The 15,684-nt window shown below is 45.0% G+C and carries 13 protein-coding genes; all 13 read right to left on the bottom strand.

Annotated features, from left to right (window positions below):
• Positions 1 to 61 precede the first annotated feature (61 nt).
• Entirely contained in the window at positions 62 to 1,513 is a 1,452-nt protein-coding gene (sufB, locus tag Q4A14_RS02380; RefSeq protein WP_303169660.1) for a Fe-S cluster assembly protein SufB, read from the bottom strand.
• Positions 1,514 to 1,558: 45 nt separating this feature from the next.
• A complete protein-coding gene (locus Q4A14_RS02375) occupies positions 1,559 to 2,020 on the bottom strand; it encodes a CvpA family protein (RefSeq protein ID WP_303169658.1) in 462 nt (153 codons plus the stop codon).
• Between the two features lie 39 nt (positions 2,021 to 2,059).
• Positions 2,060 to 4,933: a translation initiation factor IF-2 gene (gene infB, locus Q4A14_RS02370; RefSeq protein ID WP_303169656.1), complete on the bottom strand. Its 2,874-nt coding sequence runs from the start codon at positions 4,931 to 4,933 to the stop codon at positions 2,060 to 2,062.
• Between the two features lie 149 nt (positions 4,934 to 5,082).
• On the bottom strand, positions 5,083 to 6,411 hold the full coding sequence (nusA, locus tag Q4A14_RS02365; protein ID WP_303169655.1) for a transcription termination factor NusA: 1,329 nt from the start codon (positions 6,409 to 6,411) through the stop codon (positions 5,083 to 5,085).
• Positions 6,412 to 6,458: 47 nt separating this feature from the next.
• Entirely contained in the window at positions 6,459 to 6,929 is a 471-nt protein-coding gene (rimP, locus tag Q4A14_RS02360) for a ribosome assembly cofactor RimP (protein WP_303169654.1), read from the bottom strand.
• A 190-nt stretch (positions 6,930 to 7,119) separates the two neighbouring features.
• Positions 7,120 to 7,299: a hypothetical protein gene (locus Q4A14_RS02355; RefSeq protein WP_303169653.1), complete on the bottom strand. Its 180-nt coding sequence runs from the start codon at positions 7,297 to 7,299 to the stop codon at positions 7,120 to 7,122.
• Between the two features lie 83 nt (positions 7,300 to 7,382).
• Positions 7,383 to 7,682 (bottom strand): hypothetical protein, encoded by a 300-nt coding sequence (locus tag Q4A14_RS02350; RefSeq protein ID WP_303169652.1) that lies wholly within the window; start codon positions 7,680 to 7,682, stop codon positions 7,383 to 7,385.
• A 234-nt stretch (positions 7,683 to 7,916) separates the two neighbouring features.
• On the bottom strand, positions 7,917 to 9,572 hold the full coding sequence (locus Q4A14_RS02345) for an NAD(P)/FAD-dependent oxidoreductase (protein ID WP_303169651.1): 1,656 nt from the start codon (positions 9,570 to 9,572) through the stop codon (positions 7,917 to 7,919).
• A gap of 227 nt (positions 9,573 to 9,799) precedes the next feature.
• Positions 9,800 to 11,806: an OPT family oligopeptide transporter gene (locus Q4A14_RS02340; RefSeq protein ID WP_303169650.1), complete on the bottom strand. Its 2,007-nt coding sequence runs from the start codon at positions 11,804 to 11,806 to the stop codon at positions 9,800 to 9,802.
• A gap of 28 nt (positions 11,807 to 11,834) precedes the next feature.
• Positions 11,835 to 13,016 carry a nicotinate phosphoribosyltransferase gene (gene pncB / locus Q4A14_RS02335; protein WP_303169649.1) on the bottom strand — a complete coding sequence of 394 codons (1,182 nt, stop codon included), beginning with the start codon at positions 13,014 to 13,016 and terminating at the stop codon, positions 11,835 to 11,837.
• Between the two features lie 45 nt (positions 13,017 to 13,061).
• Positions 13,062 to 14,378: a UDP-glucose/GDP-mannose dehydrogenase family protein gene (locus Q4A14_RS02330; protein WP_303169647.1), complete on the bottom strand. Its 1,317-nt coding sequence runs from the start codon at positions 14,376 to 14,378 to the stop codon at positions 13,062 to 13,064.
• Between the two features lie 167 nt (positions 14,379 to 14,545).
• Positions 14,546 to 14,725 (bottom strand): 50S ribosomal protein L32, encoded by a 180-nt coding sequence (gene rpmF / locus Q4A14_RS02325; RefSeq protein WP_303169645.1) that lies wholly within the window; start codon positions 14,723 to 14,725, stop codon positions 14,546 to 14,548.
• 22 nt (positions 14,726 to 14,747) lie between these two features.
• Entirely contained in the window at positions 14,748 to 15,272 is a 525-nt protein-coding gene (locus Q4A14_RS02320; RefSeq protein WP_303169643.1) for a DUF177 domain-containing protein, read from the bottom strand.
• Positions 15,273 to 15,684 lie beyond the last annotated feature (412 nt).

The raw sequence follows: 15,684 nt of genomic DNA, 5'->3' as shown, positions 1-15,684 counted from the left end.
TGAGATAATATATTCTATTTTGTTTTGACTGATTGTAATTTGGATTATATGAAGAGCTCCATCATCCAACAGAGCCCTCAAGAGAGATTGTAAGCAGTTTTTGAGCTTCGACAGCAAATTCCATTGGAAGATTATTCATGACTTCCTTCGCATAACCGTTGATAATAAGACCAACAGCTTCCTCAGGACCTATACCTCTCTGATTGCAATAGAAGATTTGGTCTTCACTGATTTTAGAGGTGGTTGCCTCATGCTCAAGAATTGCAGTATCATTCTCTACCTCAACATATGGATAGGTATGAGCACCACACTTATCGCCCATCAAAAGGCTATCACATTGAGAGTGGTTACGAGCATTTTCTGCACTCTTACCGATCTTTACCAGTCCACGATAAGTATTATCACTCTTACCTGCAGAAATACCTTTGGAGACGATACGACTCTTTGTATTCTTACCAAGATGAATCATCTTAGTTCCGGTATCAGCCTGCTGGTAGTTGTTGGTAACTGCGACAGAATAAAACTCACCGATAGAGTAATCTCCGGCCAAAATACAGCTAGGATACTTCCAAGTGATTGCTGAGCCGGTCTCTACCTGAGTCCAAGAAATCTTGGAGTGGTGGCCACGGCATATACCTCTCTTTGTAACAAAGTTATAGATACCTCCACGTCCCTCTTTGTCTCCCGGGAACCAGTTTTGTACTGTTGAATACTTCACCTCAGCATTGTTCTCTGCTATAATCTCAACGATGGCAGCATGGAGCTGATTTTCATCTCTCATCGGAGCTGTACAACCCTCAAGATAAGAAACATAAGAATCATCATCAGCAACTATAAGAGTTCGCTCAAACTGTCCGGTATTGATTGCGTTGATACGGAAATAAGTCGACAACTCCATAGGACAACGAACGCCCTTGGGAATATAAACGAATGACCCATCGCTAAAAACAGCAGAGTTGAGGGCTGCAAAGAAATTATCTCTATAGCCGACAACCTTACCAAGATATTTGCGCACAAGATCCGGAAACTCCTTAACTGCCTCACTGAACGAACAGAAGATAATCCCTTTCTCTGCCAATGTCTCTCTAAAAGTAGTCTTGACCGAAACACTGTCCATGACGGCATCTACAGCCATACCTGCAAGCATCTTGCGTTCATGCAAAGGGATACCAAGTTTATCAAATGTTTCGATCAACTCGGGATCAATTTCTCCATCTTTTTTCTTCTTAGGGGCTGCGAAGTAAATAATATCTTGAAAATCAATCTCAGGAATATTAAGATGTGCCCAATCCGGCATCTCCATAGATTTCCAAGCTTCAAAAGATTTAAGGCGGAACTCGAGCATCCACTCAGGCTCACCCTTCTTTTGTGAAATGAGGCGGATAATATCTTCATTAAGCCCCTTGGGGATATACTCTGTATCTACATTTGTCGTGAACCCATACTTATACTCCGAGTCCGTGACATCTGCAATTATTTTATCTGATTCTGATAGTATTTCTGTTTCTGACATAAATCAATTCTTTCTTTATGTATTCATATTGCGCTTACTAAACAGCTACCTATACCATATTGTTTTAAAAAGCTCCAACAGTTTAGGATAGATAAGCATCTTTTCATAATTAAAGGTCCATCCCATACCTGTTACAATAGCATCCCATGCCGCAATAAGAGCGGACAACAAGATCACAGTTCCACAAAAAGCGAGAATAGCTCCAAGCAATCTATTGATAATGCCTAATGGTGTCGTGTTAAACAATGCCCCCAAAGATTTTTGCACCACAACTCCGATCATCACTGCAATAAGAAAAACAATCAATCCCCCAACTCCGGCAATAACCATCGGATCAGCATTTCCCGTTATGACAAGTGCCCCAACCTGGCTTCCATACGTGAGCCCAAGATAGACTGCCAACACTATCGCCACAATAGAAATAACCTGCTTGACAAATCCGTCAAGCAGGCCTTTCAATGTTGCAACGATCAAGAGGACGGATAATACAATATCTAACCAATGCATGATCGCAGACTTTATTTAAATTAAAACTTTGCTCAGCTCTTACAGTTTTTTCTTAACCTCAAATTCTTCGTAAGCCTCTATGATATCGCCAACTGAGATATCGTTGAAGTTGTCAATATTGAGACCACACTCAAATCCATTACCAACCTCTTTGACATCGTCTTTGAATCTTTTAAGTGAACCAAGAGCACCCGAGAAGATCACAATGCCATCGCGGATGACACGCACCTTATCTGTTCGTGATACCTTACCATCCTTCACCATACAACCGGCAATAGTACCGACCTTTGTGATACGGAATGTCTCACGAACCTCAAGGTTTGCAGTAACTCGCTCCTTGATCTCAGGTGAAAGCATACCCTCCATCGCCTGCTTGACATCATCAAGAGCAGTATAAATGATAGAATAAGTACGTATCTCAACACCCTCGTTCTCAGCCAACTTCCTAGCAGAAGCAGCAGGGCGAACCTGGAACCCTATGATTACAGCATCCGAAGCTGAAGCCAAGATAACATCAGAGTCAGAGATCTGGCCGACAGCCTTATGGATAACATTGACACGGATCTCTTCTGTTGAAAGCTTAACGATAGAGTCAGATAATGCCTCGACAGATCCATCCACATCACCCTTGACGATGACATTGAGTTCTTGTACCTTACCCTCGGCAATGCGTTGCCCGAGACTTTCAAGCGTAGGTATGCGCTGAGTACGTTCACGCTGTTCGCGCTTCAACTGTGTACGCTTACTTGCGATCTCACGCACCTCTTGTTCAGTTTCCAAGACATTAAACGCCTCACCGGCCTGTACAGCGCCATTGAGTCCAAGCACTTTTACAGGATCAGAAGGACCTACACTTTGAACATTGGCTCCTCTCTCATTAAAGAGAGCCTTTACCCTGCCATAATGCACGCCGGCAAGGATATGATCTCCGACATGAAGTGTACCCTCGTGGATCAAAACCTTGGTTGTATAGCCACGCCCCATCTCCATTGTGGATTCAAGGACTGTAGCCACAGCTCTTTTATTGGGATTAGCCTTGAGCTCAAGGATATCTGCCTCAAGGAGGACCTTCTCAAGTAGCTCATAAATACCCGTTCCTTTCTTTGCAGATATCTCCTGAGACTGATACTTACCTCCCCAATCTTCCACAAGATAATTGAGATTTGCAAGCTCTTCCTTGATCTTTTCAGGGTTAGCATGGGGCTTATCAACCTTATTGATTGCAAAGATAATAGGCACACCTGCCAATGAAGCATGGTTGATAGCCTCTTTGGTCTGAGGCATCACACCATCATCCGCAGCAACAACAATGATGACGATGTCTGTCACCTTAGCTCCACGAGCACGCATTGCCGTAAAGGCTTCGTGTCCGGGTGTATCAAGGAATGTGAGCTTGCGACCATTCTTCAAGGTCACACTATAAGCACCCACGTGTTGAGTGATACCACCCGCTTCTCCGGAGATCACATCAGTATTTCGGATACTATCGAGCAAGGACGTTTTACCGTGGTCAACGTGCCCCATGACGGTTACGATAGGAGCTCTTGGCAAAAGGTCTTCCTCACTATCTTCCTCTTCCTGGATTGCATCAAGCACCTGAGCTTCAACATATACCGGTTCATAACCGTACTCATCAAGGATAAGGTCTATTGTTTCCTTTTCAAGACGCTGGTTGATAGAGACCATCATACCAAGATTGAAGCAGAGCATGATGATATCATTGACAGGGACATTGATCATCTGTGCCAAGTCATTGGCTGTCACATACTCGGTTAGTTGAAGTGTGCGGTCTTCAGACTGTATCTTCTCAAGTTCATCCTGTTCCCTGCGGTGTGCTTCTCTCTTATCCTTACGATACTTGGCAGCCTGAGCAGTACCCTTATTCTTCTTACTCTGCATCTGAGCAAGCGTTTCCTTGATCTGCTTTTGGATATCCTCCTGAGTGACCTCAGGTTTTGGAGGTGGAGCAGCTTGTTTTTTCTTAGCCTTACGCCCTACTTCTTGCTTTGGAGGACGGTTGGCATTCTTATCTTTGGAGTGATGCTTTTCTCTCTTCTCCTCAGCACCTTGCACCTTAGTCACATCGACTTTCTGTGCCCCACTGATTCGGTTACGCTTTTTGCGTCCTTTCTCACTACTCTTAGGTCCACGACTCGAAGACTCCAAGGTAGACAGGTCTACCACACCCACGACCTTCACTCCCACAGATGGGGCATCGCTCTTGAGGCGGAATATGCTTGACTCCTCTTTCTCCCCTTCAGAGGCACTTTTTTGTGTATCTTGGGATTTCACCACCTCTTCTTTTTTCTCTTTTTTATCGCTAATAGGTTTGACAGGCTCCTTAGCTTTTTCTTCTTTCTTTTTTTCCTCAACCTTTGGTTGCTCTACAACAACAGGCTCTGCCACCTTAGGAGGACGAGGCGTCTCGTCGACCTTAGGAGGCTCCGGACTCTTTACTTCCTCCACTTTGGGTTGAGATTCGGCAGGCTTGACCTCAACAGTTTTTTGAGGTTCTTCCTTTTTATCCACGAGTTCTTCCACCTTTTGAGGTGCCGAAGGCTTTGTTGCAGGCTTCTTTGCATCAAGATCTATGTGTCCGGTGACCTTAATGCCCACCTTTGGCGTTGTAGGTGTGACACTCTCCGCTTTAGGAGACTCTGCCTTCGCAGGGTCTTTCTTTGAATCACCTGTCGGAGCATCTTTGGGCGCAATATACTTAGCGATCAATGCCTCACGCTCGTCTTTGCTCCAATCCTTGCAAAACTCCTGCACAAGCATTTTCAACTCGTTGGCAGAAATTTTTGAGTTTGGATTCTCGTCTATTTCGCTTCCTTTCTTCCTAAGGAACTCCACCACACTTGGAAGCCCCACATTGAGGTCTCTGATGACTTTATTTATTCTTATACTGGACATATATTTTCCTATATACTTTTATCGTTTTAAGTTGGATCACAAGAGTAATACATTCGTAGGGGCATGCAGGTACGATTTCGACAAGTAGCAGAGCAAAAGTTTTATACAACCATGCCGGATATCAAGCGGAAGTCATACCCTCCCAAGCATTACCTCTCTTCAGGTTTTTCATCTTCGTTGTCATCTGTCGGCTCGACAGGAAGTTCTTCCTGAAGTTCCTCCTCATCTTCAAACTCAGCGCGGAGCACCCCAAGCACATGATCAATGGTACTTTCCTCGAGGTCTGTCGCACGTATCAGTTCTTCTCTTGACTTTCTCAATACAGCCTTTGCTGTATCACAGCCGATGCTCTTGAATGTATTGATGACCCACACATCGATTTCGTCATCAAACTCATCGAGATAGATATCTTCTTCATCCATCGCATCAGCCTCATCTCTAAAGACTTCGATCTCATATCCTGTCAAAAGAGAAGCCAACTTGATATTATTACCACCCTTACCGATCGCAAGAGATATTTGATCCTGACGGAGCAATACCTCCACATGCTTTGTCTCTTCGATGACCTTGATGCTTGACACCTTAGCAGGGCTGAGAGCACGCTGGATAAAAAGTTGTAGATTAGAAGTATAGTGGACAACATCGATATTCTCATTATGCAGTTCTCTCACCACACCATGGATTCTCGAACCTCTCATACCAACACATGCCCCGATCGGATCGATACGTTCGTCGTAAGACTCGACAGCAATCTTTGCTCTCTCTCCGGGGATACGAGCGACTTTCTTGATGCTGATAAGACCATCATTGATTTCAGGCACTTCGAGTTCGAATAGACGCATCAAAAATTCGTTTGACACTCTCGAAAGGATGATCTTAGGATTATTGTTGTTGTACTCAACCCTATCGATGATTGCACGGATGCTGTCACCCTTGCGGAATCTATCCCTTGGGATCATGAGGTTACGAGGCAATATAAGCTCGTTGCCATCATAGTCGAGAAGGAGCACCTCCTTTTTCCATACCTGATATACTTCTGCCACGATGAGCTCACCTACTTTTTGGCTGTAGTAAGCATAAAGGCTATCCTTCTGAAGTTCAAGGATCTTTGATGAAAGGGTCTGACGAAGGTTAAGGATTGCACGACGGCCAAAATCCTCAAAGTAGACTCTATCCACATACTCCTCCCCAAGGTCGAAGTCCTCCTCATTTTCATTCACCTCAGACAGAGAAATCTGTTGCATAGGGTTTTCAACCTCTCCATCCTCTACAACGATACGACGACGCCAGATCTCCAAGTCTCCCTTGTCAGGATTGATGATCACGTCGAAGTTACTATCTGTGCCAAACATCTTGGCGATGACGTTACGGAACGACTCTTCCAGTACCTTTACGAGTGTTTCTTTATCGATATTCTTAAGATTTTTGAATTCCGAAAAAGACTCAATCATGCTCACCGATTCTTTTTTCTTGCTCATGTGTGTATACCGTATCTTATTATTGTTTCTTATTATCTCTTCTTTTTTCAAAAGCGAATATTATAGACGGCTTTCTTGATGTCCTTGTACGCAATGGTCAGATCCTGCTCGACAGGTTTCTTGCGGCGACCTCCCTCGGGGATAACCATCCTAACGACGGCAAGGACAATAGACTCCTCTCCCACCTCTTTCAGTTCGCCAAGCTCCTTGACACCCGTCGTGAGGAGCACCTCAAGCTCTTTTCCGATGTACTTGCGGTACTGTCTTACCGAACGTAGAGGAGTAGTGATACCGGCAGAGGAAACCTCCAACTCATAGTCTTCCGGCTCACGATCAATCCTGGACTCGATAAATCGATTGAGAGTAATGCAAGTGTCAATATCCACACCGTGATCGTCATGATCAATCTCAACGATGACTCTGTTGCCCGACGCAACTTCCACATGTACGATAAAAAAACCTTCGTGGGTCGACACAAATTCTTCGACGACTTCACGCACCTTGCTGACTTCAATCATAGAGTTTAGAGTTCGCTTTTTACAAATACAAAAAAGAGAAGACAGTACCTGTCTCCTCTGAAACCATACTATTTCACCACAAAGATACAAAGTATTTACTTCTTTTACAACACTTTTGCACTTTGTTTTACAAAACAGACTGCTATATCTTTTGTGAATTATTCGGATACTATCACCCTCATCTGTAATATCATACCTCAATATTCCCCAAAGGGGCTGAAGGGTTATTCACCGCAGGACACACCTTAATGCTGTCAATCAGTACAAAGATCCCCGGCACTTCATCTAATCTCCCCTCATAAGCCTGCAGCGTAGCCTCATCCAACCGATCAATACCCGATTGAAAGTTGGCAAGCACATTGTCCATCATCAATGTAGAGAATAGGTTTCCCGGTCATTTTTTTGCAATTATATCAGTTAGACAAAAGGCAATCAGACAGAAATGACTCAAAGTTACAGAAGTGCACTGACTCCCAGATAACCAAAATAATAAGCACCACCGAACCAAATTAGTACCTTTAAACCCAAATAAATCTTCTCTCTAACACCCCCTTCAGTCGACGAGAATTCACGAACCATCGAATACGCATCCAACAAAAACATGAGGGTTATGCCGAGAAAGCCCACCCCTTTTAATATTTCTGTAATTCCGGACTCTGAAACTCCTTTAAGTCGGAGAATAAGAATAGCGAGTCCCATGAAACCAACCATAAACTTAATTGCATAGCAGAGACGCTTTATGTTCTTTATCATAGTAAAGTGTTATTCTGAGTTGTCGAAGTAAATCTTATTATTGAATAAGACTACCGCGAATATATACACATTTATTAACAACCCAAATAACAGCTTCCACAATTGAAGCTACCCCAAAAAATCAATGTGTCGAACTTGAGAAATGAAGGTGTCTACCTTGATGAAACAAGGTAGGCATCTTCGTTGAGGCCTATTTATAGGCCTGTGATTGCTTGTATTAAGGTAAATGTTGGATCAGTCGTTTGAATAGCTCTGCGCCAAGGCTTCAGCGCAGCGTTCACCATCGATGGCTGCAGATACTATCCCCCCTGCGTACCCTGCCCCTTCGCCACAAGGATAAAGACCTTTGAGACTGATGTGTTGGAGGGAGTCTTTATCCCTTATGATCCTCACGGGAGAAGATGTGCGAGTCTCCATACCTATCATCACGGCCTCGTTGGTCAAAAAACCGCGACTGTTCTTACCAAAAGTTTGGAAGCCTTCACTGAGTCTTTGACTGATAAACTTAGGCATCCACTCTCTTAGGGGAGAGGAGGTGAGCCCGGGTGTATAGGAAGTCTTGGGAAGATCTACACTCTGCTTACCATTGACAAAGTCTGCCATTCGCTGTGCGGGTGCAACTTGTGTCTGTCCTCCCTTGAGCCAGCAGAGCCGCTCAAGTTGTTCCTGCAGATTGAGCATTGGTAAGATGTAAGTATTGAGCTCCTTGATCCGCTCCGGAGAAAGAGAAGTATTGACGGCTCGCAGTTTTTCATCCATCTCATAAGGATCAATAACATTGGGACTTTTGATCGCTCCACTCATCACATCTTCGGGGCGTATCTCCACGACCATCCCCGAATTGCTCCAGCGTGATCCACGATTGGCAGGAGACATACCATTGACAACCACCTGTTTGAGGTCGCTTGCAGCAGGAACAACGAAACCACCCGGGCACATGCAAAAGCTGTAAACACCTCTTTCGCGTGCTTGGGTAACAAAACTATATTCCGCAGCAGGAAGATACTTTCCCCTACCCTCCGGACTATGGTACTGTATCTGATCGATAAGGTGAGAGGGATGCTCCAACCTCACACCCATAGCCAAACCCTTGGGCTCTATCATCACCCCGTAGGCTGCAAGATATCTATACACATCCCTTGCAGAGTGTCCGGTGGCAAGGATGACATCTCCGAGGATAGTCCTGCCATCGGCTGTTTCAACACCTTGAACACACCCCTTGGACATGAGAAGGCCTGTCATCTTAGTGTCAAAATGGACCTCGCCTCCACATCTTATGATTGTGTTGCGGATATTTTCGATAACCAGCGGAAGTTTATCCGTACCTATATGAGGATGAGCATCATACAAGATAGCCGTGCTGGCTCCGTGCTGACAGAGGACATTGAGGATCTTATCTACATTACCTCTCTTCTTACTCCTCGTATAGAGTTTACCATCGGAGAATGCTCCGGCACCACCCTCGCCAAAATTATAGTTGGACTCGGGATTGACAATATGCTCTGTACCTGTGAGTGCAAGATCTCGCTTGCGTCGGTGCACGTCCTTACCCCTCTCGATGAGGATAGGACGCACTCCCAACTCTATCAATCGCAGTGCAGCAAAGAGACCGGCAGGTCCTGCTCCTACAACAACAGCCTGTCTCGCCGAGGAAACATCCGGATACTCGGTAGGGACATAGGCTATCTCAGGTGGCTGCTCATTGACATAAACATCGACTTTTAGGTTGATGAAAACATTCTTCTGTCTGGCATCAATACTCTTTTTCAAGACCCTGACAGAGGTAATCTCCTCGTACTTCAGGGCATGATGTTTGGCGACAAACCTTTTAATATTGTCTTCGTTACTTGCCGTTTGCGGATTAAGTTTTAATTGATATTGATGTACCATCGGGCGATATAGTTTTATGAGATTTTTGTCGTTAAAGTAGTTAGTTCACTAATGCTTAGAACCATGAGGGAACAAAGATAGTTCATTGATCGAAATATTTATCCCGACGAAATAAGCCTTAATCATCGTGACGATAAAGCCTGTTTCAAAAAAAGGTCTGTGGCTGACACTGCAACCACAGACCCTCTGTTTTTATGGTGAAATCTCATCTGAAGCCTCAGAAAGGCTTACTTGCCATCTTCCTTTGACTTCGTTTTGGATGCCAAGACAAGATAAGCGATGATTGCAAGGTAAGCAATAACAGTCACCCACTGTGATGCAGAGCTTTCGAGCCAAGCTTTGTCGACAAAATTGAACTCAAGATAGCGCATGGTTGCACTGACAACCCCCATGAGCGCGCCACCGGCAATGAATCCTGATGCAAGGAGAGTCCCCTTTTCGAGACGAGCCTTATTTACACTTGCATCCTTGCTACGCGTGCTGACAAACCAGCTGATGAGTCCTCCAACGAGCAGCGGAGTATTCAATTCGAGTGGGATAAACATACCGAGGGCAAATGCAAGTGCCGGCACCTTGAAAATCGTAAGCAAAATAGCAAGAGCACCACCGATACCATAAAGTGCCCACTTGGCAGATGTACCGGACATGAGAGGTTCGATGAGGGCTGCCATAGCATTGGCCTGTGGAGCAGCAAGAGTACCGTCGGTAAAACCATAGGTCTTGTTGAGAATCATGATGACTCCTCCCACAGTAGCAGCAGAGACAAGAGTCCCGAGGAACTTCCATCTTTGCTGATTCATAGGAGTAGAACCGAGCCAGTAGCCGATCTTCAGGTCAGTGATAAACCCACCGGCCATAGATAGAGCAGTACAGACAACACCACCAATAATAAGAGCTGAAACCATACCGGCAGATCCTTTCATTCCAACAGCCACAAGGATAATAGAGGAGATGATAAGGGTCATAAGGGTCATGCCTGACACAGGGTTAGAGCCCACGATCGCAATAGCATTGGCAGCTACGGTAGTGAAGAGAAAGGCAATGAGAGCGACAAGGACAAGACCGACACAAGCAAATAGGAGATTGTCCACGACACCCGAATAGAAGAATACTCCGGTCATCAAAAGAGCCAGGATAGTTCCCCATGCAATGACTTTCATAGGGAGATCTCTCTGTGTACGTGGATCGGTGACTTTCTGAGCTCCTTCCTTCCCCTTGAGTTCCTTTCCGGCAAGGCTCAACGCCGAAGCAATGATGCTGCGGCTGCGAATGATACCGATGATACCTGCAGTGGCAATACCTCCGATACCAATGTCACGAGCATAGGTACGGAAGATTGCTTCAGCCGACATACTGCCGACAGTCGCTGTAATATTAGGATCTCCGAAAGTAAGCACAACGTCATTGAAGAAAAGAGACATCCCGGGGACGATGACCCACCAAACAAGAAACGATCCGGCACAGATGATAGCTACATACTTCAGACCTATGATATAACCAAGGCCGAGAACTGCCGCTCCGGTGTTCAGCTTAAAGACGATCTTTGCTTTATCTGCGATAGCTTCACCAAAAGGAAGAACACGGCTGCTAAATACCTCATGCCACCATCCAAAAGTAGATACGGCAAAGTCATAAAGTCCTCCTACAAGTCCGGCAATAACGAGAGGCTTAGCCTGGCTACCACCTTTTTCACCGGAAATAAGGACCTGAGTTGTTGCCGTTGCTTCCGGGAATGGGAACTCACCGTGCTTTTCCTTGACAAAATACTTACGGAAAGGAATGAGAAGCAAAATGCCAAGGATACCGCCAAGGAGTGAACTCATAAAGACTTGAAAGAAACTCACCGAGATCTCGGGATACTTGGCTTGAAGGATATAGATCGCAGGCAAAGTAAAGATAGCCCCTGCAACAATGACGCCACTCGAAGCTCCGATGGACTGTATCATCACGTTTTCGAGAAGAGCGTTCTTTCTCTTGGTCGCACTTGATAATCCCACAGCAATAATCGCTATAGGAATAGCAGCCTCAAAAACCTGACCGACCTTCAGGCCAAGATATGCAGCTGCAGCACTAAAGATGACAGCCATAAGAATCCCCCATGCGACAGACCATACGGTCACTTCTCGAGGAGACTGCACAGCATCAGGAATAATAGGAGTATAGGTTTCTCCCGGCTTGAGAGGGCGAAAAGCATTATCCGGTAACTCACACTGTTTCTTCAATTCTTCTTTCATGGCATGTATTTTATGTTAGGTTAGATGCTCACTTTATACCAAGAGTTTCCTTGGCAAGTCGGATCTCATTCTCATTACCGGTGTGTTTACCGGCGACATCGGAAAGCTTGACACAATCCTGCCAAGGTTGACTTTTAGACATACGACACTTGAAGAGTTTCATCACGATATTGAGAGGTTTGACGTTGTTTCCAACATCATTTGTGAGATTAGTCCCTATGCCAAATGTCGCTCCGATCTTACCATCACAATACTCTTTGATTTTGACAGCTTTAGGAACATTGAGACTGTCAGAAAAGACAAGATACTTCATCTTAGGATCAATTCTGAGTTCCGCATAACGAGCCAGAGCTTTGTCTGCAAACAAGAAAGGATCTCCACTATCGTGCCTCAAAGAGGTAAAGAGGTTTGCATGCTTCTTGCTAAAGTTAAGCATGAAAACATCTGTGGTATATGTATCTGTAAGCACGGTACCAAGATCTCCATCATAGACATCAATCCAATGCTCCATAGACATATAGTTGGCCATCTTATAACCATATATAGCTCCGTGGAACTGTACCCACTCATGAGGGTGCGTACCGGTGACCCTCAGTCCATGCTTCATGGCATAATACATATTGCTTGTACCAAACAAACTATCTCCACCATGCTCCTTAAGCATACTTGTGACAAGGTTCTCAACCTCCCCACTGAAACGACGACGCATACCAAAAAGGGAGACTCTAAGATCATTGGCTTTCATCCCCTCAGCTTTAGCTATAAGGGTACTGCGCAAATATTCCATGTCAGGAGTCTGTCCCGTAGCCTTGAAGTAAAGCTCTGAAACGAGAGCGAGAATAGGTGTCTCCCAAAGGGTTACACGATACAGCAACCCTTCCGCAACAATGCTCAGACGCCCGTCTTCCATACCCACAGAGACCTCGGCAGGATTAAATCTATATCCCTTCAGAAAGTCTATGTATGTCGGAGGAAGATAAGGTAAAGCATTGTACAAGAAAGCCTCCTCCTCTGCGGTGAGAGCGATCTCGCTCATCTTCTGTATCTCATCCCGTACAAGGTCTGCAAACCCCTCAGGATAATCTATACCATCCCTATCTACAAACCTAAACTGGCCATATGCCCTCGGAAATAATTTTGAATAGGCATATCCTGTCGTAAATTTATATAGGTCAGTGTCAAGTAGACTTTTGATGACACGTTCATTCATGATTTTTCCAAATTTAAAAAGTGAATATTCCGAGACAACAGTCCACTACCGACCCATACCCATGTACTCAAAGCCCAAAGCCCTGAGTTCGTCAGGTTGATAGATGTTTCGCCCATCGATGAGGACACGTCCTCTCATAGCCTCAAGGATACGCTCCCACGCAGGCATGCGGAATTGCTTCCACTCGGTGAGAAGGATCACAGCATCAGCACCTTTAGCTGCATCGTATATATCCTCAGCATAATAGACCGAACTCGGCAAGCATTTCTTCGCCTCCTCTACAGCCACGGGGTCAAATGCCCTAACCTCTCCACCGGCACTTACTATCGCTGAGATGGTATAGATAGATGGAGCTTCCCTCATATCGTCTGTCTCAGGCTTGAAAGCCAACCCCCATACGGCTATGACCTTTCCCGTTAGATCTGTTCCCAATTGTTTTGATAGTTTGCGATATGGTTGGAGTTTTTGATCATCGTTGATACGATCAACCTCTCTGATGATGTTCATCTCCAATCCCGCTTTCTTCGCTGTATCAGATAATGCCTTGACATCCTTGGGAAAACATGACCCACCATAACCACAACCGGCATACAAGAAAGAGCTACCGATGCGTTTATCGGCGCCCATTCCCTTGCGTACACTCTCTACATCGGCTCCTATAGCCTCACAGAGGTTTGCCACCTCGTTCATGAAACTGATACGGGTTGCCAACATAGCGTTGGAAGCATACTTGGTGAGCTCGGATGAGGCTATATCCATGAAGATCACCCTGAAGTTGTTTATGGTAAATGGACGATAAAGTTTTGTCATTATCTCCTTGGCACGCTCGGAGTCTGTACCAACGACAACACGATCAGGACTCATGAAATCCTTGATGGCTGCCCCTTCCTTGAGAAACTCGGGATTCGATGCCACATCAAACTCTATCGATTCATCTCTCTTGTTGAGCTCCTCTCGTATAAGTCCCTTGACCTTCATCGTCGTACCCACCGGGACCGTGCTCTTTGTCACGACAAGTGTATATTTGGAAATGAGTCCCCCGATCTCTTTGGCGACAGCATATACAGCCGAAAGATCTGCTGCCCCACCCTCACCTGACGGAGTACCCACAGCAATGAATATAACCTCAACTCCCTCATTGATACACTTCTCCAAAGAGGTCTCAAAATGCAAACGACCGACCTTTTTGTTTTTGGTGACCAAGTCACTCAGGCCGGGTTCATATATCGGGATTATCCCCTGTGAGAGTTTGTCTATTTTCTCCTTATTTATGTCGACACAGTAGACCTGTAACCCCATTTCGGCAAAGCAAGCCCCGGAGACCAAGCCCACATACCCTGTACCTACAATAGCTATCTTCATAATCTCTGTTTAGATCTATACTCTGCAAATGTAAGACAAAAAAAAGAGATTTCATCCCCAACTGTCTGTGTTCAGAACAGTGGCCAATAAAAAAGAGCACCCTTTATATTCAAGGATGCTCTTTTTTCTCTGTAAGCAAAGACCGGAAGTCTGATCGCCACAAAAGATTACTCTTCCATACGGATAGCTATCTTGCCTCTGTAGTAACCACACTCACCACAAACGGTGTGGTATACGTGCCATGCGCCACAGTTAGGGCAAAGGGCAAGTGTAGGTGCTGTTGCATGATCGTGCGAACGTCTTTTCGCAGTTCTGGTCTTTGACTGTCTTCTTTTGGGATGTGCCATATCTGATCTATTTTAATTGTTATTACTTCTTCTCACTTATAGCTTTCTTCAAGTCATCCCATATAGGATTGGACTCTTGGATCGGCTCACCGGCATCCGGGAGGTCTGAGACGAGGAATCTGACCATCTCAGGGTCGCAATCCTCGATGTCATGGGTCCGCAGCAGCGGTAGCGACAGTACGATCATCTCATACATCAATATAGAGATGTCATATTTGGGATCTTGGATGGAAAGCACGATTACCTTATCATCCTCATCACACAACTCGTCACCCAAATCAAAAGATACCTCCTCCTCGACATCTACATCAAGTCGGACAGGTGCCAAACATCTGTCACATGGAACAGCAACAAATCCGTCAAACGAAAAAGTCACCCTATAGAGGTCACGCACGGGTTCAATGAAGACAGAGGCCGACACCTCGCCCTCCAAGATCTCTTCCTGATCCATCATCTCCCAATAGCTCCGATCAAGTTGGAACTCAAGAGTTTTAGGAGATTTCATAGGATGAGTAAAGTCCAATATATACGTTTCTCTACGATCCATGATACAGTAAAACTGTGCAAAGTTACACCAAAATAAGCGGATTTACAAGATTAGAAACCAAAAATATTAACATGAAGGTGCGAGCATCAAAATTCAATATCAAAAGGGCTTACACCCCAGAACGAGTCAGCATCAGCGCAAAGGAGCACACTTCGAAACACTCAATAAATAAGTAGACTCTCATGCATCACGACCAACAAGAATTCGAAGGTCGCATAAGATCGTGATGAACTCACACGAAATGAGCGACAACTCCCCCGACAGAAAGACAAACATAAAGAGGACAAAAAAGGTTGTCTCGAAAATTCAAGACGGTATCATCTTATTGAGCAACAACACGTTACCAGTAAGAGGGTAGTAGACAGGTAACGATTTGGAAATGAGCAAAGTGCTTTTTATTACTTGTGTTTGT

Source organism: Porphyromonas sp. (assembly GCF_030529325.1).
Taxonomy (GTDB): Bacteria; Bacteroidota; Bacteroidia; order Bacteroidales; family Porphyromonadaceae; genus Porphyromonas_A.
This window is presented reverse-complemented; position numbering and strand designations above follow the sequence as displayed.

What these genes read in the sequence shown, in the direction of transcription:
- Q4A14_RS02375 (WP_303169658.1), bottom strand. Translation starts at nt 2,020, where the DNA reads ATGCATTGGTTAGATATTGTATTATCCGTCCTCTTGATCGTTGCAACA.
- Q4A14_RS02345 (WP_303169651.1), bottom strand. Translation starts at nt 9,572, where the DNA reads ATGGTACATCAATATCAATTAAAACTTAATCCGCAAACGGCAAGTAAC.
- Q4A14_RS02330 (WP_303169647.1), bottom strand. Translation starts at nt 14,378, where the DNA reads ATGAAGATAGCTATTGTAGGTACAGGGTATGTGGGCTTGGTCTCCGGG.
- rpmF (WP_303169645.1), bottom strand. Translation starts at nt 14,725, where the DNA reads ATGGCACATCCCAAAAGAAGACAGTCAAAGACCAGAACTGCGAAAAGA.
- Q4A14_RS02350 (WP_303169652.1), bottom strand. Translation starts at nt 7,682, where the DNA reads ATGATAAAGAACATAAAGCGTCTCTGCTATGCAATTAAGTTTATGGTT.
- Q4A14_RS02320 (WP_303169643.1), bottom strand. Translation starts at nt 15,272, where the DNA reads ATGGATCGTAGAGAAACGTATATATTGGACTTTACTCATCCTATGAAA.
- sufB (WP_303169660.1), bottom strand. Translation starts at nt 1,513, where the DNA reads ATGTCAGAAACAGAAATACTATCAGAATCAGATAAAATAATTGCAGAT.
- rimP (WP_303169654.1), bottom strand. Translation starts at nt 6,929, where the DNA reads ATGATTGAAGTCAGCAAGGTGCGTGAAGTCGTCGAAGAATTTGTGTCG.
- nusA (WP_303169655.1), bottom strand. Translation starts at nt 6,411, where the DNA reads ATGAGCAAGAAAAAAGAATCGGTGAGCATGATTGAGTCTTTTTCGGAA.
- Q4A14_RS02355 (WP_303169653.1), bottom strand. Translation starts at nt 7,299, where the DNA reads ATGATGGACAATGTGCTTGCCAACTTTCAATCGGGTATTGATCGGTTG.
- infB (WP_303169656.1), bottom strand. Translation starts at nt 4,933, where the DNA reads ATGTCCAGTATAAGAATAAATAAAGTCATCAGAGACCTCAATGTGGGG.
- Q4A14_RS02340 (WP_303169650.1), bottom strand. Translation starts at nt 11,806, where the DNA reads ATGAAAGAAGAATTGAAGAAACAGTGTGAGTTACCGGATAATGCTTTT.
- pncB (WP_303169649.1), bottom strand. Translation starts at nt 13,016, where the DNA reads ATGAATGAACGTGTCATCAAAAGTCTACTTGACACTGACCTATATAAA.